The following is a 22,352-nucleotide window of genomic DNA, read 5'->3' on the forward strand; positions in this document are numbered from 1 at the left end:
GAACGCCGGCGTTACGATGCCTCCCTCGCGCGGGCACGCCCGCGCGAGCACGTGCGCTATTGTGACTTTAGCGACTTTCCGCGTCAACCACGGGCCGCCAGCGCGACCGCCCGCAGCACATTCGCGGTCAGACCGTCGGCATCGTGGCTCAGGAAATGGCCCCCCGGCATCCCGACGATCCGCGCGTTCGGCAGGCGGATCTGCGGGCACAGGCTGTCGGTCTCCTGCTTGCCATAGATGCAGGTAAGCGGCGTCCAGTCGATCAGGTTGGCGGTCGTATCCGCCCGGCTGTCCGGCGTCCCTCGATAGGCGAGGCCGGATGGGTCGGCGCGCAGATACACCGTCTCACCCGGCACGACCAGAATGACCGCCGCGACATGACGACGCAGATCGGCGGGCAGGGCGGCCAACCCGGTCTGCAACACGTCCGCGCCGTAAGATTGGCCGATCAGGACGATCCGTTCGGTCCCCAGCCGCGCCAGCCCCTGACGCACCGCCTGCGCGATGATCGCATCGGTCTGGACTCGTGTCTGCCGCGTGCCGAACAGCGTCGGCGAATTGAACCCGACCGTCTCGATCCCATGCGCCGCCAGCGCCTGCGTCGTCGCCGCCCCCATGCCGAACCGCAGGCCCAGATCGCCTGAAAAGAACAACGCCCCCACCGAAGACCGCGGCCCCTGCGCCTCATAGACATGCATCGGATCGCGGTCGAAGAACCCGGTCGCCGCCAAAAGCCCGGCCAAGGCCAACACGACGACCGCCACGGCGATCAGGACGCGGCGCCATCGCCGGGTTTTGGACGGGGCGGTGGCGGTCGTCGGGGAGGGCATGGACGGATACTCCTTGGGCAGGATCGTCCTTCGCGGACCGGGGCCGACCGGCCGCCTTCCGGATCATGACAAATGTTTCATTCGCCGCTCACCGCCCGACCGTCAGCGCGCCGCTAGGGCGCGATCATCAATCGATCGCCCAGGTGGTGGGTGTCCGGGAGCCTGTTCGTGAGCAAACCGATCTTCTTCGATCCCAGCGGTCGCCGCAGCGTGTGGTCACGGCGCGTGGTCGCGATCATCATCGCCGGCATCGTCCTCGCCGCGATCGCCTTCGCCACGACGCTGGTCGTTACGCCGCGTGCCCATGGCCTGCCGCTGCCCTTCGCCCGCCGCCACGGCGAGCTGTTCGAACCGCGCGGCAACAAGGTGCATCACCAGCGCCACTGGCTGCCCGAACGGACGACCGGCGCACCGGGAACGCCGCTGACGGTCGGTTTCTACGTTCCCGGCGACGACGCGGGCCTCGCCTCGCTGCGCCGCCATATCCATAGGCTCGACTGGCTGGTGCCGGCGATGGTCAATGTCGGCGCCGGCGGCAGGGTGACGGTGGAAACCGATCCGCAGCTCGAACAGCTGGTCGCCGCCACGCCCCGTGCACCCCGGTTGCTGCCGATGGTCCAGAACCTCGTCGGCGATCAGTGGGACGGCGACATGGTCGCTCGTTTGTTCGCCGACCGCGCCCGCCGTCAGGCGGTGATCGCTCGGCTGGCGGCGATGGTCGCCCAGCGCCACGACGCCGGTCTGGTGATGGATTTCGAGAACCTGCCGGCGGGGTCGCAGCACGCCTATGCCGGCTTCCTCGCCCAACTGCGTGCCGCCCTGCCCAAGGGGTCGCAACTGGCGATCACCGTGCCGGCCGATGATGCCGACTGGCAACTGGCACAGTTCGCCAGAGTCGCCGACCGGATCATCCTGATGGCCTATGACGAACATTGGGAAAGCGGCACGCCCGGCCCGATCGCCTCGCAGTCTTGGTTCCTGAACGTGGTCGAGGATGCGGTGCGGCAGGTCGGTCGCGACCGGCTGGTCGTCGCGCTTGGCAGCTATGCCTATGACTGGCACGGCAAGGGTGCCGACGCGCTGTCGATCGAGGAGGCATGGCTGGCGGCACATGACAGCCGCGCCCCCGTCAGCTTCGATGCGACTAGCGGCAATGCGGGTTTCGCCTATACCGAGGATGGCGAACGTCATCAGGTCTGGATGCTCGACGCCGCGACCAGCTGGAACCAGCTGGCGGCCCTGCGCAAACTGGGCATCGACGATGTCGCGATGTGGCGGCTGGGCAGCGAAGACCCCGGCATCTGGGCCGACTTTGCCGCATTCCGCACGCCGGCCAAGGTGCCGGTGCTGAACCGCCTGCAATCCGCGCTGAACGTCGACGTCGAGGGGAACGGCGAAATCCTGCGCATCACCTCGTCCCCTACGGAGGGCCTTCGCCGCATCGGCTTCGACCCGCAGGGCATGATCCGGCGCGAAGACTATCAGGTGTTGCCGACCCCCTATGTCGTGCAGCGGGCAGGGGCGAGCGCGAAGTCGCTGGCGCTGACGTTCGACGATGGCCCGGACCCGACATGGACGCCGCGCATCCTCGACGTGCTGGAACAGGCGCATGTCCCGGCGACGTTCTTCGTCATCGGTGAGAACGCGCTGGAACATCCCGGCCTGCTTCGCCGCATCGTCGACGACGGCAGCGAGATCGGCAACCACACCTATACGCACCCCAACCTCGCCACGACGGGGGAGCGCACCACGCGGCTGGAACTGAACGCGACCCAGCGCCTGATCGAGGCGTATACCGGCCGCTCCACGACGCTGTTTCGTGCACCCTATTTCGGCGACGCCGAACCGACGACGGCGGACGAGATCGGGCCGGCGATGCTGGCGCAGGAACAGGGCTATACCGTCGTCGGCCTGCACGTCGATCCCAACGACTGGCAGCGGCCCGGCACCGACGCGATCGTCGATCAGGTTGTCGCCCAAGTCGAGACCGCGACGCCGATGAACTCCGGCAACGTCATCCTGTTGCACGATGGCGGCGGCGATCGCGAACAGACGGTGGCGGCCCTGCCGCGCATCATCGCGACGCTCCGGGCGAAGGGGTATAGTTTCGTCACCGCCAGTCAACTAGTCGGCGTGCCGCAGTCGGTGGCGATGCCGCTGGTCAAGGGCCGCGACCTGCTGGCGGTGCGGACCGACGTGACGATCTTCATCATCCTTGCGCTCATCGCTGTCGTGCTGGCGTGGCTGTTCTATCTTGCCATCGCGCTCGGCATCGCCCGTGCGGTGCTGATGGCGGCGCTCGCCTGGGTACAAGCCCGCAAGCCACGGCTGGCGCCCCCGGTGTTCCAGCCGCAGGTGTCGGTCATCATCCCCGCCTATAACGAGGAACGGGTGATCGAATCGTCCGTGGCCCGCGTGCTGGCGAGCGATTATCCCGGCCTGCAGGTCATCGTCGTCGACGACGGGTCGAAGGACGGCACCAGCGCCGTCGTCGCCCGCGCCTTTGCCGACGATCCGCGCGTGACCCTGCTGACGCTGGTCAACGGCGGCAAGGCGGCGGCGCTGAACCGCGCGTTTTTGCAGGCTCGTGGTGAAGTCGTCATCGCGCTGGACGCCGATACCCAGTTCGAACCGGAAACGATCGGTCGGCTGGCGCGCTGGTTCGCCGATCCAGTGATTGGGGCGGTGGCGGGCGATGCGCGCGTTGGCAACCGCGTGAACCTCGTCACCCGCTGGCAGGCGGTCGAATACATCACCGCCCAAAACCTTGAACGCCGCGCCCTTGCCGGATTCGACGCGATGACGGTGGTGCCGGGTGCGGTCGGCGCATGGCGGCGGGCGGCGCTTGATGCTGTCGGCGGTTATCCCGAAGATACGCTGGCCGAGGATCAGGACCTGACCATCGCGATCCAGCGCGCCGGCTGGCGCGTGACCTATGATCCCCGTGCCGTAGCCTGGACGGAGGCGCCGGAAACGTTCCGCGCGCTGGCCAAACAGCGATATCGCTGGGCGTTCGGGACGCTCCAGTGCCTGTGGAAGCATCGCCGCATCCTGCGGACCGGCAAGCCCGCCGGCCTTGCCCGGGTCGGTTTGCCCCAGGCTTGGCTGTTCCAGATCGCCTTTGCCGCGATCTCGCCCTTGATCGATCTCGCGCTGCTGCTGTCGATCGTCGGCACCACGCTGCGGATCACGCAGCATGGCTGGGCGCAGACGAGCGGCGATGTCGGCCGGATGGGGATATACTGGCTCGCCTTCACCGCGATCGACGTGGCGTGTGGCTGGGTCGCCTATCACCTCGACGGGCACAAGGCGCGGTATCCGGCGCATCTATTGGTCGCGCAGCGGCTGGTGTATCGCCAGATCATGTACTGGGTCGTCCTGCGCGCGATCTCGTCAGCGATCGGCGGCTGGATTGTCGGCTGGGGTAAGCTGGAGCGGACGGGCAGCGTTCAGGCGACGAGCGGCTGACGAGCGATGGGCCGGGGATCAGCGCGCGATCGTCAGTCTCGCCGCCAGCCCCGGCCCATGGTCGCCCAACGTCAGCGTGCCGCCATGAAGATGCGCCACGGCCGCGACGAGCGACAGGCCAAGTCCGGCACCGCTTTCCGCCCGTGCCGCATCCAGTCGCCCGAACCGCCTCAGCGCATCATCGCGGCGGTCGGCCGGAATGCCCGGGCCGTCATCCGCCACGACGATCGCCACGGCTTCCGGTTCGTCCTCGACCGTGATCGACACATGGCCAGCGCCATATTTCAGGGCATTGTCGACGAGATTGGACAATGCCTGACTGAGCAGCTCGCGATGCGCGACGACCAGCGACACTGGCGGGGTCACCGCCGCCACGGTCATGCCGCGATCCTCCGCCAGCGGTTCGAACATGTCGGCGACATTGCGGACGAGGGCGGCCATGTCGGTTTCCGCAAAGGCGTCGCGACCCAGTCCAGCTTCGGCGCGGGTGATGCGCAACGCTGTGTCGAGCATCGTCAGCAGACGGTCCCCCTCGTCCATCGCTCGCAGCACGGCGACGCGACCTGGCTCGTTCTCCGCCGCCGCCAGCGCCCGTTCCAGCGTAACGCGCAACCGGGTCAGAGGGGAGCGAAGATCGTGCGCCAGACCATCGGTGGCCATCTTCAATTCACCGACCAGCACCGCGATCCGATCGAGCATCGCATTCACCGCCGCGCCCAGCGCCTCGAATGCATCGTCGCCCCCGCCCGGTGCGACGCGACGGTGGAGATCGCCATCGGCCACGGCCGTCGCGACCTCCACCGTCCGGCCCAGCCGCGCCTCGATCATCCGGGCGGCGATCCAGCCGGCGAAACCGGCCAGTGCCAAGGCGACCGCCATCGCGACCGCCATAGCCTCTTCCATCGCGCGGGCGAAGCGCAGTTCGCTCTCCACGACATGCCCGGTCAGCAGCTTGCCGCCATCGGGCAGCGCGGTGGCGACGACGCGCATCCGTTCGGGATCGTCACGGCCGATCCGGAAAATCTCGATCGTGGTGGCAAACCCGCCCGGCCCGACGATCGGCGGCCAATCGCCGACATTGCCGGCCAGAAACCGGCCGCGACGATCGACCAGCAACACGACCGACTGCGCCACGCGATGTTGCCGTAGCCGCATGGCGATCATCGACCCCAAACGGGTCGTGCCGCCATCACGGTACGCGGCGAGCAACGTATCGCGCATCCGCGTGGCGTTTCGCTCCGCCTCCGCCGTGATCTGTCCACGCGTGATCTCGCGCACCGTGACCAGCGTCGCGCCCGCGCCGGCCAGTTGCAACGCAAAGACCAGCCCCGCAAATCGCAGCGTGGTCGATCGGGGCAGGCGCAACCCTATGGCGCCATGCTCAGTTTGTATCCCGACCCGCGCACCGTGTGGAGCAGCGGGCGGGCATGTCCTTCATCTACCTTCTTGCGCAGGCGGCTGATGTGGACGTCGGTGACGTTCGTACCCGGATCGAAATGATAATCCCACACGCCCTCCAGCAACATCGTGCGGGTGACGACCTGGTCGACATGGCGAAGCAGGAATTCGAGCAGCCGATACTCGCGCGGTTGCAGTTCCAGAACCTTGTCGCCGCGCTTCACCCGGTGCGCCAGCAGGTCCATTTCCAGATCGTCGCAACCGATCCTGGTCTCCACCGCCGGCCCACCGCTCTGGCCACGCCGCACCAGCAATCGCACCCGCGCCAGCAATTCCGCGAAGACGAACGGCTTGGTCAGATAATCGTCGGAGCCGGAGGTCAGACCCGCGACGCGGTCGTCGGGCGAACTCATCGCCGACAGGATCAGCACCGGCGTCGCCACCCCCGCCGCCCGCATCGCCGCCAGCGCCGCCATGCCGTCCATGCCGGGCAGCATCCGATCCAGCACGATGCAGTCGTAACTGCCATCCGTGGCGTGGAACAGGCCGTCACGCCCGGTCGCCGCGCGATCGACGACGAAACCCTCCTCCTTCAGGCCATTGGCCACGTAATCAGCGGTGGTATCGTCGTCTTCGACCAATAGGATTTTCGTCACGTCGGCCCTCCCGGCGGCGGCTGTAGCAGCGTCACCGGGATCACGTCACCATGCCGTCGCACCCGCAGCGAAACGATGCCATAATTTTCAGCCTGTGTAAGGATACGGAGCGTGGGCCGGGGGACACCATTCGCCGCCTCGATCATATCGCCGACCTGCAGGCCCGCCGCACCCTCGGCACCGCCGGTGCGAAGACTGGTCACCACCAGACGGCGGTCGACCACGACGAAGGTGGCGCCGCCCACCGATGAGGGGCGACGGTCGGCCGAATAGCTCGACACCAACGTCGCCGCGAACGAGCCGATCAGCACGGCGCCCCCCGCGCCAAGGCCAGCGGCGCGCAAGCCGTTCACCGTGCGGTGTCCACCGTGGCCGCCAGCAACTGGTCGAGCCGTTCCGCAATGGCGACATCCAGTTTCTCGTGCAGCCGCAGAATCTCCAGCTCGGTCCGCAGATTGACTTCATAGTCGAGGCTCGCGGCCAGCCGATCCTTCGATGCCTGCCGGTTCTGGCTCATCATGATGACCGGCGCCTGGATCGCCGCCAGCGTCGACAGCAACAGGTTGAGGAAGATGTAGGGATATGGGTCGAACGCATGTCCCCAATGCGTCAGCACGTCGCTGTTCAACAGCATCCAGCCGACGAGCACGCAGGTGAAGGCGATGATGAAGCCCCATGAACCGCCGATTGCCGCCACCCGGTCGGCCAGCCGCTCGCCGATCGTGGACCGCTCGTCGGCTACATCCGCGGCATCGCGCGAAATGGGCAGGCGTTCGTTCATCTTGTCGAGCACGCGCTCTTCTTCGGGGTCCAGCGCGCGGGCGCGATCGCCGGTGATGCGTGACGCCAGATGGCGAAAGGGAGTGTTGGCCATGACGGGAATCCTCGGTTCGCGACCTGTGTGCCATCCCCCGGCTTGGCGCGGCGTGGGCGCATCATGACGGTCGTGTCATACTGGGCGATGGCGAAGCTGGCGTGATCGTCATGAATTCGCCAGCTTGTTGCCGGGTGCCGCCCCCTATCAGCGCGAGATGACCAACACGCTCCTCCAGCTGGCGGCCCCGGCCATATTGCTGACGATGACCAGCCCCGCGATCGCGCAGAACGCTTCGTCCCCGCCGCCAGCCAGCGTCGATCTGGGCGCGGATCGCATCACGATCGGCATCGGGCCGGCGCTGCTGCCGAGCTATACCGGGTCCGACCAGTACATTCTCGTGCCCGGTATCGCGGTGCAGGGGCAGGTGTCGGGCATCGCCTTCGACACGGCGGGGTCGTCGCTCTATGTCGATGCGATCAAGGGCCATGGCGGCACGGGATGGAAGCCGCAGCTCGGCCCGCTCATCGCCGCGCGTCTGAACCGGACGACCCGGATCGGCGATCCTCGCGTCTCTGCGCTGGGTGAGTTGAATACCGCATGGGAGGTCGGCGTCTGGGGCGGTATGCAGCGCACCGGTGTCGTCACCAGCCCGTACGACACACTGTCGATCACCGCGTCTTATCAGCGCGACGTCGGCAACGCGCATCGCAGTTACATGGTCAGCCCGAGCATCAGCTATTCGACGCCGCTGTCGCATAAGGATTATGTCAGCCTGTCCGCGGGTGCCGATTATATCGGGCGCGGCTTCGGCAGCTATTATTTCGACATCTCGACCGTTGGCGCCGCCGCGAGCGGCCTTGCCGCCTATGGAGGGGCGGACCGGGCCGGCTGGCAGGACTGGAACACGAGCATGCTGGCCGCGCACTCGCTGACCGGAGACCTGACGCATGGTCTGACCGTCTTCGCGACGGCGGGGCATCAGCGGCTGCTCGGTCGCTACGCCCGCTCCCCGATCGTGGCCGATGCGGGCAACGCCGGTCAGTGGAACGGAGCATTGGGTGTCGCCTATACCTTCTGATCCCCGACCATTCCGGACGCGGGCGGCGTTGCTGGACCAGCGCATCTGTCGCCTGATCTGTCCGATCGCGGCCGGCATGGTCGGTGTCTGCCTGACAGGGATCGGTCTGCTCCATGTCGTGGTGTCGGTGAAGCGTCACGGATCGATCGCCGACGACCTGTTGTCGTTCGACGCGCTGCTGTTCCTCTTCGCGACACTGAGTTCCTACTTCGCGCTACGCGGCGGCAGTGAACGCCGGTTGCACTGGCTGGAACGGATCGCCGACCATAGTTTCATCGTCGCGATGGTGCTGCTGACCGGCGCCTGCTTCATCATCACCTACACCGTCACATGACGTAAAGTTCACAGCCCCCCCAACAGCCGGTCACCTCGCCCGGCCTATCAGGCAGTCCATCATCGGGAGAGGGTTGCCGTCATGCGTTGTATTATCGGGCTTGCCGTCGTTGCGGCGACCATGGCCGTGCCCGCCGCCGCCCAACGTCCCGGCGATGCCATCGCGGGGCTCTGGATGAACCCGTACAACAGCGTCGCGGTACGCGCCGGCGATTGCGGGTCCAAGCTGTGCGGCTGGGTCGCCTGGGCCAATGCCGAAGCGAAATCGGATGCCCGCGAAGAAGGTGTCGATCCGTTGATCGGCGTGGCGTTGTTGCAGGATTATCAGCCGAGCAATGCCAGCAACTGGTCCGGCACGATCTTCGTCCCCGATATGGACCGTCATTTCTCGTCGACCATTACGCTCCTCGATCGCGACCGGTTGAAGGTGAAAGGGTGTCTGATCGGCGGGTTCATCTGCAAATCGCAGGTCTGGCGCCGGATCGAGCATCTGCCGGATGCATAATATGCCGGACTGGATACGCGGCCACCGCGCCTATGTGACCGCGGCAGTCGTCGCCGTGGTGGTCGCGATCGGGCTGGGCGCGCTTCACCATCTGACCCGGCAGATCCGCCTGGCCGACGTGTCCGCCGCGTTCGATGCGATCGGCCGGGGGCAGGTCGCGATGGCGCTGCTCCTGACCGCGATCAGCTATGCCGCATTGACCCTGTACGATGTGCTCGCCCTGCGCATCGTCGGCCGACCGTTGCCATGGCGCACCGCCGCGCTGGCCTCGTTCACCAGCTACACGCTCAGCCATAATCTGGGCCTGTCGCTGCTGACCGGGGGGTCTGCCCGCTACCGCATCTACACCGCCGCCGGGCTGGACGGCCCCGATGTCGCCCGCGTCGTAGCGATTGCGGGCGCCACGTTCTGGATGGGGGTGCTGACCGTCACCGGCTTCGCGCTGCTCGGGCATGCGGGACCGCTGGCGATAGACAGCAAGGTGTTGCCGATATGGGTGCCGCCGCTGGCCGGAGGGTTCGTGGTCGTGCTGGCGATCGGCTTCGTGGCGCTGTGCGCGCAAGGACCGCGCCGGATCGGGTGGCGCGGCTGGAGCGTGCCTCTGCCCACCGCCGGCCAGGCGATCGCCCAGATCGCGGTGGCGACGATCGACCTCGCCGCCGCCAGCGCCGCCCTGTTCGTGCTGATCCCCGGTGCCGATCCGTCGCTGCTGCCTGCCTTCGTGCTGGGCTATGCGCTGGCGATCATCGTGGCGCTGGTCAGCCATGTTCCCGGTGGCATCGGCGTGTTCGAGGCGGTGGCGATCGCGACCATTCCCGTCGATCGCACCACCTTGTTCGCGGCGTTGATCGCCTATCGCGTCATCTATTATCTGTTCCCGCTGGCGCTGGGCGTCATCGCGCTCGGCTGGCACGAAGCACGACGACGCCTGTCGTCGCAAATGATCGTCGGCGCGCGACGCGTGGCGGAGGGGATCGCACCTTCGTTGCTCGGCGCGGCCTGTTTCGGCGGCGGGGCCGTGCTGCTGCTTTCAGGATCGCTGCCATCGGTGCCGGGGCGACTGCGCGATCTGGCGTCGGTGATGCCCTTGCCCTTTATCGAGGCTTCTCATCTGGCGGCCAGCCTTGTCGGCACCGGTCTGCTGCTGATCGCACCGGGCCTGTATCGGCGGCTGGACGGCGCGTTTCTGATGGCGCGGACGCTGCTGTTGGCGGGGGCGGCGTTCAGCCTGTTCAAGGGCATCGATTACGAGGAAGCGATCGTGTGCCTGACCATCGCCGGTCTGCTGCAACTGACGAAGCCGGCTTTCTATCGTCGGACATCGCTTGTCGGGCGGCCGTTGTCGGCGGCATGGCTCGTCAGCATCGCCGCGGTGATCGGCACGGCGATCTGGGTCGGCTTCTTTTCATACAAGCATGTCGATTACGAGCAGTCGTTGTGGTGGCAGTTCGCGGTCGGCGATGACGCGTCCCGCTTTTTGCGGTCCAGCCTGGGCATCGCAGTCGCGTTGGCGGCGGCGGCGCTGTGGTGGCTGTTCCTGCCGGCCCCCGTCCGGGCGTCGGCGGCCGTCGAACCGGAAGAGATCGACACCATCCTTGCCACCGCCACGCGGACGGACGCGATGCTGGCGCTGACCGGCGACAAGCGTTTTCTGGTATCGGCGGATGGCGATGCGTTCGTCATGTATCAGGTGCATGGCAACAGCTGGATCGCGATGGCCGATCCGGTTGGCGCCAAGGCGGCATGGCCCGACCTGTTATGGCAATTGCGATCGATGGCCGACGCGGCGCAGGGGCAGTTGCTGCTGTACCAGATCAGTGCCGACGTGCTGGAAATCGCGATCGAGATGGGCCTGTCGATCATCAAATACGGCGAGGAAGCGCTGGTCGACCTGACCGGCTTCACGGTCGAGGGCAGCGGCAAGCGATCGCTGCGCCAGACACATGCCCGCCTGACGCGGAACGGCGTGACGTTCGCCGTGATTCCGGCGACCGAGGTGCCGGCCCTGATCCCGGAACTGGCGATCGTGTCCAGCGCGTGGCTGGGCGCCAAGGCCCACCGGGAAAAGGGTTTCAGCCTCGGGCGGTTCGACCCGGCCTATATGGCGCAGTTCGACTGTGCCGTCGTTCGGGTCGATGGACAGATCGTCGCGTTCGCCAATGTGTGGCGCACCGATGATCTAGGCGAATTGTCGCTCGATCTGATGAGGCATGACGATCATGCACCATCGGGCGTGATGGATTACCTGTTCGTAGAACTAATGCTGTGGGGGCGGGCGCAAGGCTATCGGCGGTTCGCACTGGGCCTCGCGCCGCTCTCGGGCATCGCCGGACGGCGAATGGCGCCGGCATGGGCGAAAATCGCCGCGCTGCTGTTTCGCCATGGCGAACGGCTTTATGGGTTCCGCGGTCTTAGAACCTATAAGGAGAAATTCGCGCCGCTCTGGGCACCCCGGTACATCGCTGGGCCGGATGGGCTGGCGCTGGTCAAGGCGCTGCGTAACCTCAACCGGCTCATCAGCCGGACTGGCAGGGACCTGCCGGGAATACCATCATGATGCCCGTCTCGAACGGGCAGCGGCCAGTTCACGCCGGAGAGCAGCGACATCGATATTCAGTCGCTGAACCTTGTAATAGAAGGTCTTGCGAGGCACGCCGAGGCGTTGGATCGCAAGACCGATCTCGCCCTTGGCGTGGACGATCGCATCGATGATCGCCTGTCGTTCGAACATGTCCACCCGCGCAGGCAGTGTATCGACGCTGCCATCGTCATCCATCGCGCCATCGACGCCGATCACCACGCGGTCGGCATAATGAGCGAGCTCGCGGACGTTGCCCGGCCAGTCGTGTGACGCCAGGCGTTGCTGGATCGGATAGGTCAGGTCGGGCACCGATCGCCGCATCCGCGACGCCGATATGTCGAGCAGGTGCGCGAAAAGCAGCGGAACGTCCTCCAGTCGCTCCCGCAACGGCGGCAGCCGCAGCCTTACCGCGCTGAGCCGATAGAACAGGGCAGGGGGCATTCGCTCGATCGCCTGCTCGCCTGCCGTCGCGGTCAGCCGCAGATCGATCGGCATCATGTCGCGTCCGCCGATCGTGCGTTCCTCCACCAGTCGGGTCAGGCGGGCATGGAAGGCGGGTGAGGCCTGATCGACGTCGTCCAGAAACAGCGTACCACCTCCCGCCGCCGCGATCCGGCCAGTCTCCGCGAACAGATCGTCATCGAGCAAGGCATCGGGCAGCGCAGCACAGGATACCGACAGGAACGGGTGCCGCGCCCGCTTCCCCGCCCGGTGGATCAACCGGGCCACCAGCTCCTTGCCGGTGCCGGTTTCTCCCTCCAGCAGAATGTCGATATCGGCATTCGCCAGCGGTTCGATCATGCCGCGCACCTGATCGATCGCCGGCGATCGACCGACCAATGGCGAGGCATCGTTGTTTTCGACCAATGTCCTCAGGCGTCGGTTGTCGAACACCAGCGATCGATGCGCGATGGCGCGACCGACCGCCGCCAGCATCGCCTCCGGATCGAACGGTTTCGTCAGGAAATCCCAGGCGCCGGATTTCAGCGCATCGACCGCCATGGGTACGTCGCCGTGACCGGTCATCAGGATCACCGGCAAGTCGACATCGCGCCGATGCAACTCATGGAAGAACTCGATACCACCCATCTGCGGCATCCGTACGTCCGTCAGGACGACACCGCCAAAGGCAGCATCGATCGCTGCCAGCGCCGCCCGTGCACCGGGGAACTCCATCACCCGATAGCCGGCCAGATCAAGCAACTGGGCGATCGCCGTCCGGAGATCGTCATCGTCGTCGACCAGCGCAACGATCGGAAGGTCGCCGGTGCTCATGCCGGCCGCCGCAGCGACAGGCGAAAACGGGCACCGCGATCGCTTGGCAACAATTGAAGCGTGCCGCCCATATCGGTCATGATGTCGAGCGCGATCACCAGTCCCAGCCCCAGACCGGACGCCCGGCTGGTGATGAACGGCGTGAATATCCGGTCGGCCACCGTGTCGTCGATTCCCGGACCGTTATCGACGATATCGACGTGAACTTCTTCGTCCGTCACATCGACCGTCAGTATGATTGCCGCGTCGGGTCGGTCGGCCAGCGCCTCGGCGGCATTCTGCAACAGGTTGACCAACACCTGCTCCAGCCGGACCTTGCCTGCCAGCACGAGCAGGTCGGGCGCGATATCGGGTACGTGAAAGTCGATCGCCGCCAGCCGTTCCTTCAGGATCAACTGCGCGCCATCGATCGCCTCATGCAGCGCGATGGGCTGGATCACGCCCGCCCCCTTGCGGGCGAAGCCGCGGAGTTCGGCGGTCACCGTGCCGATGCGATCCGCCAGTCGCCCGATCGCCTGAAGATTGGCCTGCACCTGATTATTATCGCCGCGCTCCAATAGCCGTTCGCTGTTGGCGGCATAGGTTCGGATCGCGGCCACGGGCTGTGCCGTTTCGTGCGCGACACTGGCAGTCACCTGACCCAGCGTGGCCAGCCGGTTCGCCTGACGCAGCCCCTCGCGCAAGGTATCGGCACGGGCTTCGCTGGCGATCCGTTCGTCCATTTCGCGTCGCAGTTCGGCGGTACGGATCGCGACGGCTTCCTGCAATTCGGCCGTCCGGGCGGCGGCGCTTGCGATCTGTACTGCGCGGCGGCGATTCCGTTCGCAGATGCCCCAGGCCAGACCGATCAGCGCCAGCATGGCGAACACGGTGGCGATCTGGGCGCTGCGCATCGTCCGTTCGACATCGCCTGTTGGGACGATCAGCGCCAGTTGCCAGCCATCGACCGGGGCAAGCCGCTCCTTCAACATCGGTGCGGCCGTGCCCGCGACGACGACCCGTCGTGGGTCCGACGACAGCGAACGGAGTGGTAGCGGCAGCAGCGACCCCGCGCCGGATTGCAACTCGGTCCGGATACGCGCGGCGCGATCGGCCGGTAGCGGCCCGGTGGTCGCGAAACGCCAGTCGGGACGACTGGTGACGAGAACCACGCCAGCGGCGTCGGTTATCAACGTGATGCCGCCCGCCTGCCGCCATTGCCGTTCGATCCGGTTGAATTCCAGTTTCACGACGATCACGCCGCCTCCGGCGACCCGGCGGCTCAGATACAGGCCCGGCCGGCGGCTGACCGTGCCGAGGCCGAACTGGCTGGCCGAACCGCGACGTTCCGCTTCGACATAATAGGGCCGGAACGCATAATCCTGTCCGATAAAACTGCCGGGGGTACGCCAGTTGCTGGCCGCGATCGCGCGCCCTTGCGGATCAAGGACATAGATCACCGCTGCGCCGGTCGTATCGGCCAGTGCTTCCAGTTTGACATTCAGCAGACGGCGGGCGCTCTGCTCTCCCGTGACAGCCGCCAGCAGATCGCGATCGCCCGCCAGCGCCAGCGGCAGCAACCGAAACCGGGCGACCTCGCTAATTAGCAACGCCTGTCGCAACCGCGCATCGATCTGCGTCGCCGTCGCCAACCGGGCCAGCGCCTGACGTTGGGCGATCCCTCCCACGATCAAGGCGGCGGCAACCGGCAGCACCGCGATCAACAGCGCCCATCGCCACCACCGTGCCGTCATCGTCCTCATGATCGATGTTCAAGTCCCACAAGCGTCCTGTGCAAATTCCTGCACATTCCATGCCTGAAGGCAACAGTGCCGGCGTATAAGCCACGCTCAAGACTGAACAATTTGCGTTATATTTCAGAACCTTGGGTGGCATTCGCAAAAACTTGCCAGCGATCGGCCGTGCCCGCAAAATCAACCATCACGTAGCCCGCCTGCAGAAGCGGAAACGACCCAGAGGATGAAAGGTCCAGCCTTATGATCGACGTCACGCATCCGGCCCCGCTGCCGCCCGCCGCCAAACCCTGGTACAAGCATCTGTACGCGCAGGTGCTGATCGCGATCATCGCCGGTGTCCTGCTCGGGCATTTCTATCCCGCGACGGGCGAATCGGTGAAGCCGGTCGGCGACGCCTTCATCAAGCTGGTGAAGATGGTCATCGCTCCCGTCATCTTCCTCACCATCGTCACTGGTATCGCGGGCATGCGTGACCTGGCATCGGTCGGCCGGGTCGCCGGCAAGGCATTCGTCTATTTCTTCTTCTTCTCCACGCTCGCGCTGATCGTGGGCATGATCGTTGCCAACGTCATCCAGCCTGGCGCGGGACTGAACATCGATCCCGCGACGCTCGATGCGTCCAAGATCAGCGATTACACCGCCAAGGCCCACGATACGACGATCACCGGGTTCCTGACCGGCATCATCCCCGACACGTTCGTCTCCGCCTTTTCCGAGGGCAATATCCTGCAGGTCCTGTTCGTCGCGATCCTGTTCGGCGTCAGCCTGGCGCTGGTGGGTGAGCGGGGCGAGGGCGTCCTCAACTTCCTCAACGATATCTCGGTGGCCTTCTTCAAGCTCGTCGCGATCGTGATGAAGGTCGCGCCGATCGGTGCGTTCGGCGCCATGGCCTTCACCATCGGCAAATACGGAGTCGGCACGCTCGCCAACCTCGCGGCGCTCGTCGGCACCTTCTATCTGACCTCGCTGCTGTTCGTGCTCGTCATTCTCGGCACCGTGGCAAAGCTCGCCGGCTTCTCGATCCTACGGCTCATCAGCTATTTGAAGGCGGAATTGCTGCTCGTGCTCGGCACATCGTCGTCGGAAAGCGCGCTGCCCGCCCTGATCGAGAAGATGGAGCGCGCCGGCTGTCCGAAGTCGGTGGTCGGCCTCGTGGTGCCGACCGGTTACTCGTTCAACCTCGACGGCACCAACATCTACATGACGCTGGCGGCGCTGTTCATCGCGCAGGCGACCAACGTCGATCTAACGCTGGGTCAGCAGATCCTGTTGCTGAGCGTCGCGATGCTGAGTTCGAAGGGCGCAGCGGGCGTCACCGGGGCCGGCTTCATCACGCTGGCAGCCACCCTGTCGATCGTCCCGTCGGTGCCGGTGGCCGGCATGGCGCTGATCCTGGGCGTCGATCGCTTCATGAGCGAATGCCGCAGCCTGACGAACTTCATCGGCAATGCGGTGGCGACGGTGGTCGTATCCCGGTGGGAGGGCGCGCTGGACCGCGATCGCTTCGACGCGGCGATGCGTGGCGAGGAACTGCGGGTCGATCAATTGGGTGCCGGGGCGGTTCCGGCCGAGTAATATCGCGCTGCTCCCGCCGATCGCGCCATCCGCCGCTATAGTGGATGGTGCGATCCGCCCAATTTCTCTCTTCCAGCGTGGATAAGATGATGCAGAATATCTCAAGCCGCGCCCTTGGCGGCGGTGTCATGGCGCTTGTCGCCGTTATGGCGGATGCCCCGGCTTTTGCGGATGTCGTGTCGCCGACCGTGGTTGCGACACCAGCGACGACCGACGCCAGTGCGGCGCAACGGATGACCGCCAAGGATCAGGCCCCGCCAAGCGCAGCCGCGCCGATCGCCGATGGCTATCCGACCGAGGCGCTCGGCGAGGGGGTGACGGCCGGCGGTTACAATCAGTCGCGCTGGGCGGAAGACTGGACCAGATACCGCCACCCGAAAAAGCGCGACGATTTCCTCGACCGCCTGAAATTCATCCCGTTCGATGCGGATGGCGACATCTACCTGACGCTGTCCGGTGAATTGCGGTTGCGGGTCAACCAGACGACCAATCCCAACCTACGCGAAACCGAGGCGCAGCGGCAGGATATCAATCGCATCGTCGGCGGTGCCGATCTGCATCTGGGCAAGCATGTCCGTGTCTTCGGCGAACTGGCGCATGGCGGTCTTGGCGGCGTGAACCTCGGCACCCCGGCCGCGACGCTCAAGAACGATCTGGTCGTCCAGCAATCGTTCGTCGATGTGACCGGCACGGTCGCCGACGTCGATGTCGGCGTTCGTTACGGGCGTCAGACCTTCGCCGACGGCCCCAACCTGATGGTCGTACCGCGCGACAACAACACGATCTTCTTCGTCTATAACGGCGTCCGCGCCTGGGCACGATCGAACAAGGTACGTGCCGACATCTTCGATTATTACACGACGCGTCTGGGCGTGCAGGGTACCGGTGACGATATCAGTGACAAGGGCCGTCGCTTCTCCGGCGTATCGACGGGCATCGTCCTGCCGAAGGACTGGTTCGGCGGATCGAAGATCTACGTCGATCCTTTCGTCTGGCGTCTCCGCAACGATGCCGCGGTTTGGGGACGAACGACGGCGCGGGAGGTTCGCAACTTCTATGGCCTGCACGTCTGGGGCGATGCCGGCCCGGTCAATCTAGACTGGACGGTGAATTATCAGGGCGGCGACTATAACGGCCGGCCGATCGAGGCGTGGTTGCTGCTGATGGCGCAGACCTATCGCCTGGGCAAGGATCGCGCCGCGCCGCGTATCGGCGTCCACGTCGATTATGCTTCGGGTGGTGGCTCGTATGACGGCGGCAAGCTGCGGACCTCGCTCGCGCCGTTCGGCAACAACATCTATTACAGCTATCAGCTGTTCGCGACGCCGACGAACCTGATCGCCGTGGCACCGAATTATACGTTCACGGCACTGGGCAAGCTGCGCATCTCTGCGGAGTACCAGTTTTCATGGCGCGACACGGTGCGCGATGCGGTGTACCGGGCAAATGGTAGCGCCTTTGCCGGCACCCAGAACGTCACCAGTCGCAAGATCGCGGATACGGCGCGACTGCAGGTCGTCTATCCGATCACGCCACGCCTGAGCATCACGGGTCGGTATGAGCATCTGTCGGCGGGACCGGCCCTGACACGTGCCGGCTATGCGAGTTCCGACTTTCTCGCCGGATGGATCTCCTTCCGCTTCTGAAACGCCGGCCTGTTTTTCCGAACGTCCCCGTCGTCCTGTCGATGGGGACGTTTGTTGGGTTTCGAATTCCTTCGCGGTCACGATCGAAGGTGCTAGGATATGATCCGGGCAGGCATCCGGAACGTCTTCCTGCCCGTTATGCCTGGACGTGATGCCCAAAGGACCGAACGACGATGCACAAGATGCAGCGGGTTACCGACAAGTTCCTGCGCGGGCGTGGCCATGATCGGCTGAGCGCGGAAGAAATCGGCCTGCTGGAAACGAGCGTGGAAGGTATCCGCGACTTACCAGCACGGCACATTCTGGTGCGTGCGGGTGAGCGAGTGGTCGAAAGCACGATGTTGCTCGACGGTTTCATGTGCCGTTACATGGACGACCGGGCCGGCTATCGGCAGTTGGTCGCGATCCAGGTGCCGGGCGATTTCGTCGATCTCCACGCATTGCCGTTGCAACGACTGGATCATGATGTGGCGACGGTCGGACCGGTGCGGGTCGCCAGCTGGACGCATGACACGCTGGAGCAACTGATCGCCCCGCGGCCGCATCTTACCCGTATGCTGTGGTTCTCTACCTTGCTCGATGCGGCCATCCACCGCGAGTGGATATTCCGCCTCGGCCGGCTCGATGCCGATGGCCGCGTCGCGCATTTCATGTGCGAGATGAAGACGCGGCTGGACATGGTGGGGCTGGTGGAGAACGACCGCTTCGCGCTGCCGTTCAAGCAGGCCGATCTGGCGGAGGCGTGCGGGTTGACCGTCGTGCATGTGAACCGGGTCCTTCGATCACTGCGCGAACGCGAGTTACTGATATTCCGCAGCGGCATGGCGACGATCGTCAACTGGCCGAAACTGGTGACGCTGGCCGAATTCGATCCTTCATACCTGTATGTCCAGTCCGGCAGCGACATGTCTGCGATGTCCGTCGGGAGGCGCTGAGCGCCTGCCGCCGATACCCGCCGGGGTTCCGATCGGCACCGATCTCTCTATGCTCCGGATATTCACAGTACCGGGAGTGACATGTGCGATCGATTTTCCTGCTGGCTGGTGGCGCCGCGTTGATGGCGTCCACCGCCATGGCCCAGACCTCGTCGACGCCCACTGTGACGGCGGCGACCAATCCACTGCTCGCCGATTGGGCAGGCCCTTATGGCGGCGTACCGCCGTGGGACAAGGTGACGCCGGCCATGTTTCCGGGTGCTTTCCAGACGGCCCTGGCCGAACGCCGCGCCGATTATCGGCTGATCGCCGACGATCCCGCCACGCCGACTTTCGCCAATACTTTCGTTCCGATGCAATTGGCGGGGCAGCGACTGGGCAGGGTGATGACGCTGTTCGGTGTCATGACCGGCAACATGAACTCGCCGGCCTATCAGGCGCTCGATCGCGAATGGTCGCCGCGCTTCGCGGCTGCGCAGGACGAGATCACCTTCGATCCGAAGCTCTTCGCGCGGATCGAGGCGGTTTATGCCAAGCGAGCCTCACTTAATGCGCAGCAGCAGCGGCTGGTGACGCGGACCTATGACTCGTTCGTCCGGCAGGGCGCAAAGCTGAACGCGGCGCAGAAAGCCCGACTGTCGCAGTACAACCAGCAACTGGCGACCGCCTTCGCCGAATTTTCCGAAAAACTGCTCGCCGACGAGGGCAAGGCGATCACGGTGACGGACGAGGCGCAACTGGCGGGCGTACCGGCCAGCGTAAAGGCGGTCGCGAAGGCGGCGGCGGCGGAACGCGGCCAGCCGGGCTGGGCGATCGTCAACACACGCTCGGCGGTCGATCCGGTGCTGACCTTCGCCACCGACCGGGCGTTGCGCGAGACGGTGTGGCGGGCGTTCGTCAACCGCGGTGACAATGGCGATGCCAACGATACGAACGCTACGATCGCGCGGATCGTGAAGCTGCGGGCGGATCGCGCACACCTGTTGGGGTTCAAGACCCATGCCGACTGGCGGATGCAGGACACCATGGCGAAGACACCGGCAGCCGCGACCGATCTGATGATGCGGGTCTGGCCTTTCGCCAAGGCCCGCGTTGCCGAAGAAGTGCGCGACATGCAGGCGATCGCCAGCAAGGCGGGCACGAACCTGACGATCGAACCCTGGGACTACCGTTTCTATCAGGAGAAGGTTCGCAAGGAACGCTACGACCTCGATCAGGCGGAGTTGAAGCCGTATTTCGAGCTGAACAACATCATCCAGGGTTCGCTCTATGCCGCCAACCGGCTGTATGGCCTGGAGTTCAAGGAGATCTCCGGCACCGTCCCCGTGTTTGAGCCGAACATGCGGGTGTGGCACGTGACGCGCGCGGGCAAGGAAGTTGGCCTGTTCTACCGCGACGATTTCGCGCGCACGGGTAAGCGGTCCGGCGCATGGGCCAACACCTATCGCGGGCAGCGGCGGATGCCACCGGTGCAAACGGTGCTGTCGTCGAACAACAACAATTTCGCCAAGCCGGCGGCGGGCGAGCCGGTGCTCATCAGTCTGGACGACGCGCAGACGCTGTTTCACGAATTCGGCCACGCCATCCATGCGATGCTGCAGGACGTGTATTATCCGGGCCTCGCCGGCACGCCGCGCGATTTCGTGGAATATCCCAGCCAGGTGAACGAGCATTGGCTGCTGACCCGCGACGTGCTCGATAAATATGCCCGGCATTACCAGACGAAGGCGGCGATGCCGCAGGCGCTGCTGGACAAGATCGAGGCGTCGAAGACCTTCAATCAGGGCTTTGCGACGACCGAATATCTGTCGTCGGCGATCGTCGATATGAAGCTGCACTCCCTGCCCGACGGAGTGGTCGATCCGGACCGGTTCGAACGCGAGACGCTGGCGAGTATCGGCATGCCGAAGGAACTGGTGATGCGGCACCGCCTGCCGCAGTTCAATCACCTGTTCTCGTCGGACAGCTATTCGGCGGGCTATTACAGCTATCTGTGGTCGGAGACGATGGACGCGGACACCTTCGCCGCGTTCGAGGAAGCGGGGAGCCCATGGGATAAGGCGACGGCGGATCGCTTCGCCCGGATATTGTTGTCGACCGGCAACGAGACCGACCGGGCAGAGGCATACCGGGCATTCCGTGGCCGTGATCCCGATGTTCATGCCCTGCTGAAGAAGCGCGGCTTCGAGGGAGCGGGCAAGTGAGCGGCGCACCGGCAGGCAGGCTGAAATCGATCCTCGGCGGATCGGCGGGCAATCTGGTCGAATGGTTCGACTGGTACGTCTATTCCGCGTTCGGCCTCTACTTCGCGCCGGTGTTCTTCCCGAGGGGCAGCCCGACCGCACAGTTGCTGAGCACGGCCGCAGTATTCGCGGTCGGGTTCATCATGCGCCCGATCGGCGCGTGGATCATGGGCATCTATGCCGACCGCCACGGGCGCAAGGCGGGGCTGACGGTGTCGGTCACGCTGATGTGCGCCGGATCGTTCCTGATCGCCATCTGTCCGGGGTTCGCCTCCATCGGCTGGGTCGCGCCGGCGTTGCTGGTGACGGCGCGGTTGATGCAGGGATTGAGCGTCGGCGGCGAATATGGCGCGAGCGCGGTCTATCTGTCGGAAATGGCCGGCAAGTCGCGGCGCGGGTTCTTCTCGTCGTTCCAGTACGTCACGCTGATTGCGGGGCAGTTGCTGGCGCTGGGCGTATTGTTGCTGCTGCAGGCGGTCCTGAGCGAGGCGCAACTGGAAAGCTGGGGTTGGCGGGTGCCGTTCGCGCTCGGCGGTCTGCTGGCGATCATCGTATTCCGCATCCGTCGCGGGTTGATGGAGACGCAATCGTTCCAGAATGCGAAGAAGGACAATCACGGCAACGAGCAGAAGAAGTCGAGCGGGATGCTGCTGTTCCGCGAGCATCCACGAGAGGCGATCACGGTGATGCTGCTGACCGCCGGCGGCACGCTCGCCTTCTATGCATACACCACATACATGCAGAAATTCCTGGTCAACACCTCCGGGTTCAGCCGCGAAACGGCGACGGTGGTAATGACGGCGGCGCTGGCCCTTTATGCGGTGATGCAGCCGGCGGCGGGCGCGCTGTCCGACCGGATCGGGCGCAAGCCGTTGATGGTCGGGTTCGGCGTGCTGGGTCTGGTATCGACGGTGCCGATCTTCACCACGCTGGAAACGGTGACGAATCCCTATGCCGCCTGGGCGCTGGTGACGGCCGCATTGGTGATCGTGACGGGATATACCGCGATCAACGCGGTGGTGAAGGCCGAGCTGTTCCCGGCGCATATCCGCGCGCTGGGGGTCGCATTACCCTATGCACTGGCCAACACGATGTTCGGCGGCACGGCGGAATATGTCGCGCTGTGGCTGAAGAACGAGGGGATGGAGCGCGGCTTCTATTGGTACGTCACGGCGCTGATCGGCGTGTCGCTGATCGTATATCTGCGGATGCGCGACACCGGCCGCAACAGCCAGATCATCGAGGATTGAACGACTGGGGCCGTGCCTCGGCAGGC

17 protein-coding genes are annotated in these 22,352 nt (G+C 65.3%); 10 read left to right on the forward strand and 7 right to left on the reverse strand.

What is annotated here, in order from left to right; genetic code table 11:
• Nucleotides 1-83: 83 nt before the first annotated feature.
• Nucleotides 84-830, reverse strand: coding sequence for an AcvB/VirJ family lysyl-phosphatidylglycerol hydrolase (locus tag JAO74_RS03800; RefSeq protein ID WP_199035322.1), 747 nt, complete (start codon nucleotides 828-830; stop codon nucleotides 84-86).
• A gap of 168 nt (nucleotides 831-998) precedes the next feature.
• Here JAO74_RS03800 and JAO74_RS03805 point away from each other — a divergent pair, with 168 nt between their 5' ends.
• Complete coding sequence (locus JAO74_RS03805; protein WP_199035330.1) at nucleotides 999-4,298, forward strand: glycosyltransferase; 3,300 nt, start codon at nucleotides 999-1,001, stop codon at nucleotides 4,296-4,298.
• Between the two features lie 18 nt (nucleotides 4,299-4,316).
• Here JAO74_RS03805 and JAO74_RS03810 read toward each other — a convergent pair whose 3' ends face one another.
• From JAO74_RS03810 to JAO74_RS03825, 4 genes are read right to left on the reverse strand one after another with little or no spacing between them, the layout of a single operon-like run.
• Complete coding sequence (locus JAO74_RS03810) at nucleotides 4,317-5,663, reverse strand: sensor histidine kinase (protein WP_233150654.1); 1,347 nt, start codon at nucleotides 5,661-5,663, stop codon at nucleotides 4,317-4,319.
• A gap of 2 nt (nucleotides 5,664-5,665) precedes the next feature.
• Entirely contained in the window at nucleotides 5,666-6,352 is a 687-nt protein-coding gene (locus tag JAO74_RS03815; protein ID WP_199035332.1) for a winged helix-turn-helix domain-containing protein, read from the reverse strand.
• A complete protein-coding gene (locus JAO74_RS03820; protein ID WP_199035334.1) occupies nucleotides 6,349-6,705 on the reverse strand; it encodes a PDZ domain-containing protein in 357 nt (118 codons plus the stop codon). The genes JAO74_RS03815 and JAO74_RS03820 overlap by 4 nt, the downstream gene beginning before the upstream one ends.
• Entirely contained in the window at nucleotides 6,702-7,226 is a 525-nt protein-coding gene (locus JAO74_RS03825) for a DUF1003 domain-containing protein (protein WP_199035335.1), read from the reverse strand. The genes JAO74_RS03820 and JAO74_RS03825 overlap by 4 nt, the downstream gene beginning before the upstream one ends.
• A gap of 157 nt (nucleotides 7,227-7,383) precedes the next feature.
• On the opposite strand from JAO74_RS03825, the gene JAO74_RS03830 reads away from it, so the two are divergent.
• From JAO74_RS03830 to mprF, 4 genes are all read left to right on the forward strand, one after another.
• Nucleotides 7,384-8,247: a MipA/OmpV family protein gene (locus JAO74_RS03830; RefSeq protein WP_233150655.1), complete on the forward strand. Its 864-nt coding sequence runs from the start codon at nucleotides 7,384-7,386 to the stop codon at nucleotides 8,245-8,247.
• Complete coding sequence (locus JAO74_RS03835) at nucleotides 8,228-8,581, forward strand: hypothetical protein (RefSeq protein WP_332908724.1); 354 nt, start codon at nucleotides 8,228-8,230, stop codon at nucleotides 8,579-8,581. The genes JAO74_RS03830 and JAO74_RS03835 overlap by 20 nt, the downstream gene beginning before the upstream one ends.
• 81 nt (nucleotides 8,582-8,662) lie before the next feature.
• Complete coding sequence (locus tag JAO74_RS03840) at nucleotides 8,663-9,085, forward strand: DUF2147 domain-containing protein (RefSeq protein WP_199035337.1); 423 nt, start codon at nucleotides 8,663-8,665, stop codon at nucleotides 9,083-9,085.
• The gene (gene mprF / locus JAO74_RS03845) at nucleotides 9,078-11,642 is read left to right on the forward strand and encodes a bifunctional lysylphosphatidylglycerol flippase/synthetase MprF (protein ID WP_199035338.1); all 2,565 of its coding nucleotides are present in this window, start codon (nucleotides 9,078-9,080) and stop codon (nucleotides 11,640-11,642) included. The genes JAO74_RS03840 and mprF overlap by 8 nt, the downstream gene beginning before the upstream one ends.
• On the opposite strand, the gene JAO74_RS03850 is transcribed toward mprF, so the two are convergent.
• Both JAO74_RS03850 and JAO74_RS03855 read right to left on the reverse strand, forming a co-directional pair.
• On the reverse strand, nucleotides 11,637-12,941 hold the full coding sequence (locus JAO74_RS03850; RefSeq protein WP_199035339.1) for a sigma-54-dependent transcriptional regulator: 1,305 nt from the start codon (nucleotides 12,939-12,941) through the stop codon (nucleotides 11,637-11,639). The genes mprF and JAO74_RS03850 overlap by 6 nt on opposite strands.
• Nucleotides 12,938-14,683, reverse strand: a complete 1,746-nt coding sequence (locus JAO74_RS03855) for a sensor histidine kinase (protein WP_233150657.1) — start codon at nucleotides 14,681-14,683, stop codon at nucleotides 12,938-12,940. Before JAO74_RS03855 ends, JAO74_RS03850 begins: the two co-directional genes overlap by 4 nt.
• Before the next feature lie 234 nt (nucleotides 14,684-14,917).
• Here JAO74_RS03855 and JAO74_RS03860 point away from each other — a divergent pair, with 234 nt between their 5' ends.
• The 5 genes from JAO74_RS03860 to JAO74_RS03880 all read left to right on the forward strand — a co-directional run bounded on the left by JAO74_RS03860 (nucleotide 14,918) and on the right by JAO74_RS03880 (nucleotide 22,326).
• Complete coding sequence (locus JAO74_RS03860) at nucleotides 14,918-16,252, forward strand: dicarboxylate/amino acid:cation symporter (protein WP_199035340.1); 1,335 nt, start codon at nucleotides 14,918-14,920, stop codon at nucleotides 16,250-16,252.
• A gap of 233 nt (nucleotides 16,253-16,485) precedes the next feature.
• The gene (locus JAO74_RS03865; protein WP_416194288.1) at nucleotides 16,486-17,898 is read left to right on the forward strand and encodes an alginate export family protein; all 1,413 of its coding nucleotides are present in this window, start codon (nucleotides 16,486-16,488) and stop codon (nucleotides 17,896-17,898) included.
• A 173-nt stretch (nucleotides 17,899-18,071) separates the two neighbouring features.
• The gene (locus JAO74_RS03870; RefSeq protein ID WP_233150658.1) at nucleotides 18,072-18,833 is read left to right on the forward strand and encodes a Crp/Fnr family transcriptional regulator; all 762 of its coding nucleotides are present in this window, start codon (nucleotides 18,072-18,074) and stop codon (nucleotides 18,831-18,833) included.
• Nucleotides 18,834-18,916: 83 nt separating this feature from the next.
• A complete protein-coding gene (locus tag JAO74_RS03875; RefSeq protein WP_332908725.1) occupies nucleotides 18,917-21,037 on the forward strand; it encodes a M3 family metallopeptidase in 2,121 nt (706 codons plus the stop codon).
• A complete protein-coding gene (locus JAO74_RS03880) occupies nucleotides 21,034-22,326 on the forward strand; it encodes an MFS transporter (RefSeq protein WP_199035343.1) in 1,293 nt (430 codons plus the stop codon). The genes JAO74_RS03875 and JAO74_RS03880 overlap by 4 nt, the downstream gene beginning before the upstream one ends.
• Nucleotides 22,327-22,352 lie beyond the last annotated feature (26 nt).

The sequence above is a fragment of the Sphingomonas mollis genome (assembly GCF_016427505.1).
In the GTDB taxonomy this organism is placed as follows: Bacteria; Pseudomonadota; Alphaproteobacteria; order Sphingomonadales; family Sphingomonadaceae; genus Sphingomonas; species Sphingomonas mollis.

Bases quoted from the DNA above. Each gene is read 5' to 3' on its own strand.
- JAO74_RS03800 (WP_199035322.1), bottom strand. From the start codon at position 830: ATGCCCTCCCCGACGACCGCCACCGCCCCGTCCAAAACCCGGCGATGG.
- JAO74_RS03825 (WP_199035335.1), bottom strand. From the start codon at position 7,226: ATGGCCAACACTCCCTTTCGCCATCTGGCGTCACGCATCACCGGCGAT.
- JAO74_RS03830 (WP_233150655.1), top strand. From the start codon at position 7,384: ATGACCAACACGCTCCTCCAGCTGGCGGCCCCGGCCATATTGCTGACG.
- JAO74_RS03840 (WP_199035337.1), top strand. From the start codon at position 8,663: ATGCGTTGTATTATCGGGCTTGCCGTCGTTGCGGCGACCATGGCCGTG.
- mprF (WP_199035338.1), top strand. From the start codon at position 9,078: ATGCATAATATGCCGGACTGGATACGCGGCCACCGCGCCTATGTGACC.
- JAO74_RS03850 (WP_199035339.1), bottom strand. From the start codon at position 12,941: ATGAGCACCGGCGACCTTCCGATCGTTGCGCTGGTCGACGACGATGAC.
- JAO74_RS03855 (WP_233150657.1), bottom strand. From the start codon at position 14,683: ATGAGGACGATGACGGCACGGTGGTGGCGATGGGCGCTGTTGATCGCG.
- JAO74_RS03860 (WP_199035340.1), top strand. From the start codon at position 14,918: ATGATCGACGTCACGCATCCGGCCCCGCTGCCGCCCGCCGCCAAACCC.
- JAO74_RS03865 (WP_416194288.1), top strand. From the start codon at position 16,486: ATGACCGCCAAGGATCAGGCCCCGCCAAGCGCAGCCGCGCCGATCGCC.
- JAO74_RS03870 (WP_233150658.1), top strand. From the start codon at position 18,072: ATGCACAAGATGCAGCGGGTTACCGACAAGTTCCTGCGCGGGCGTGGC.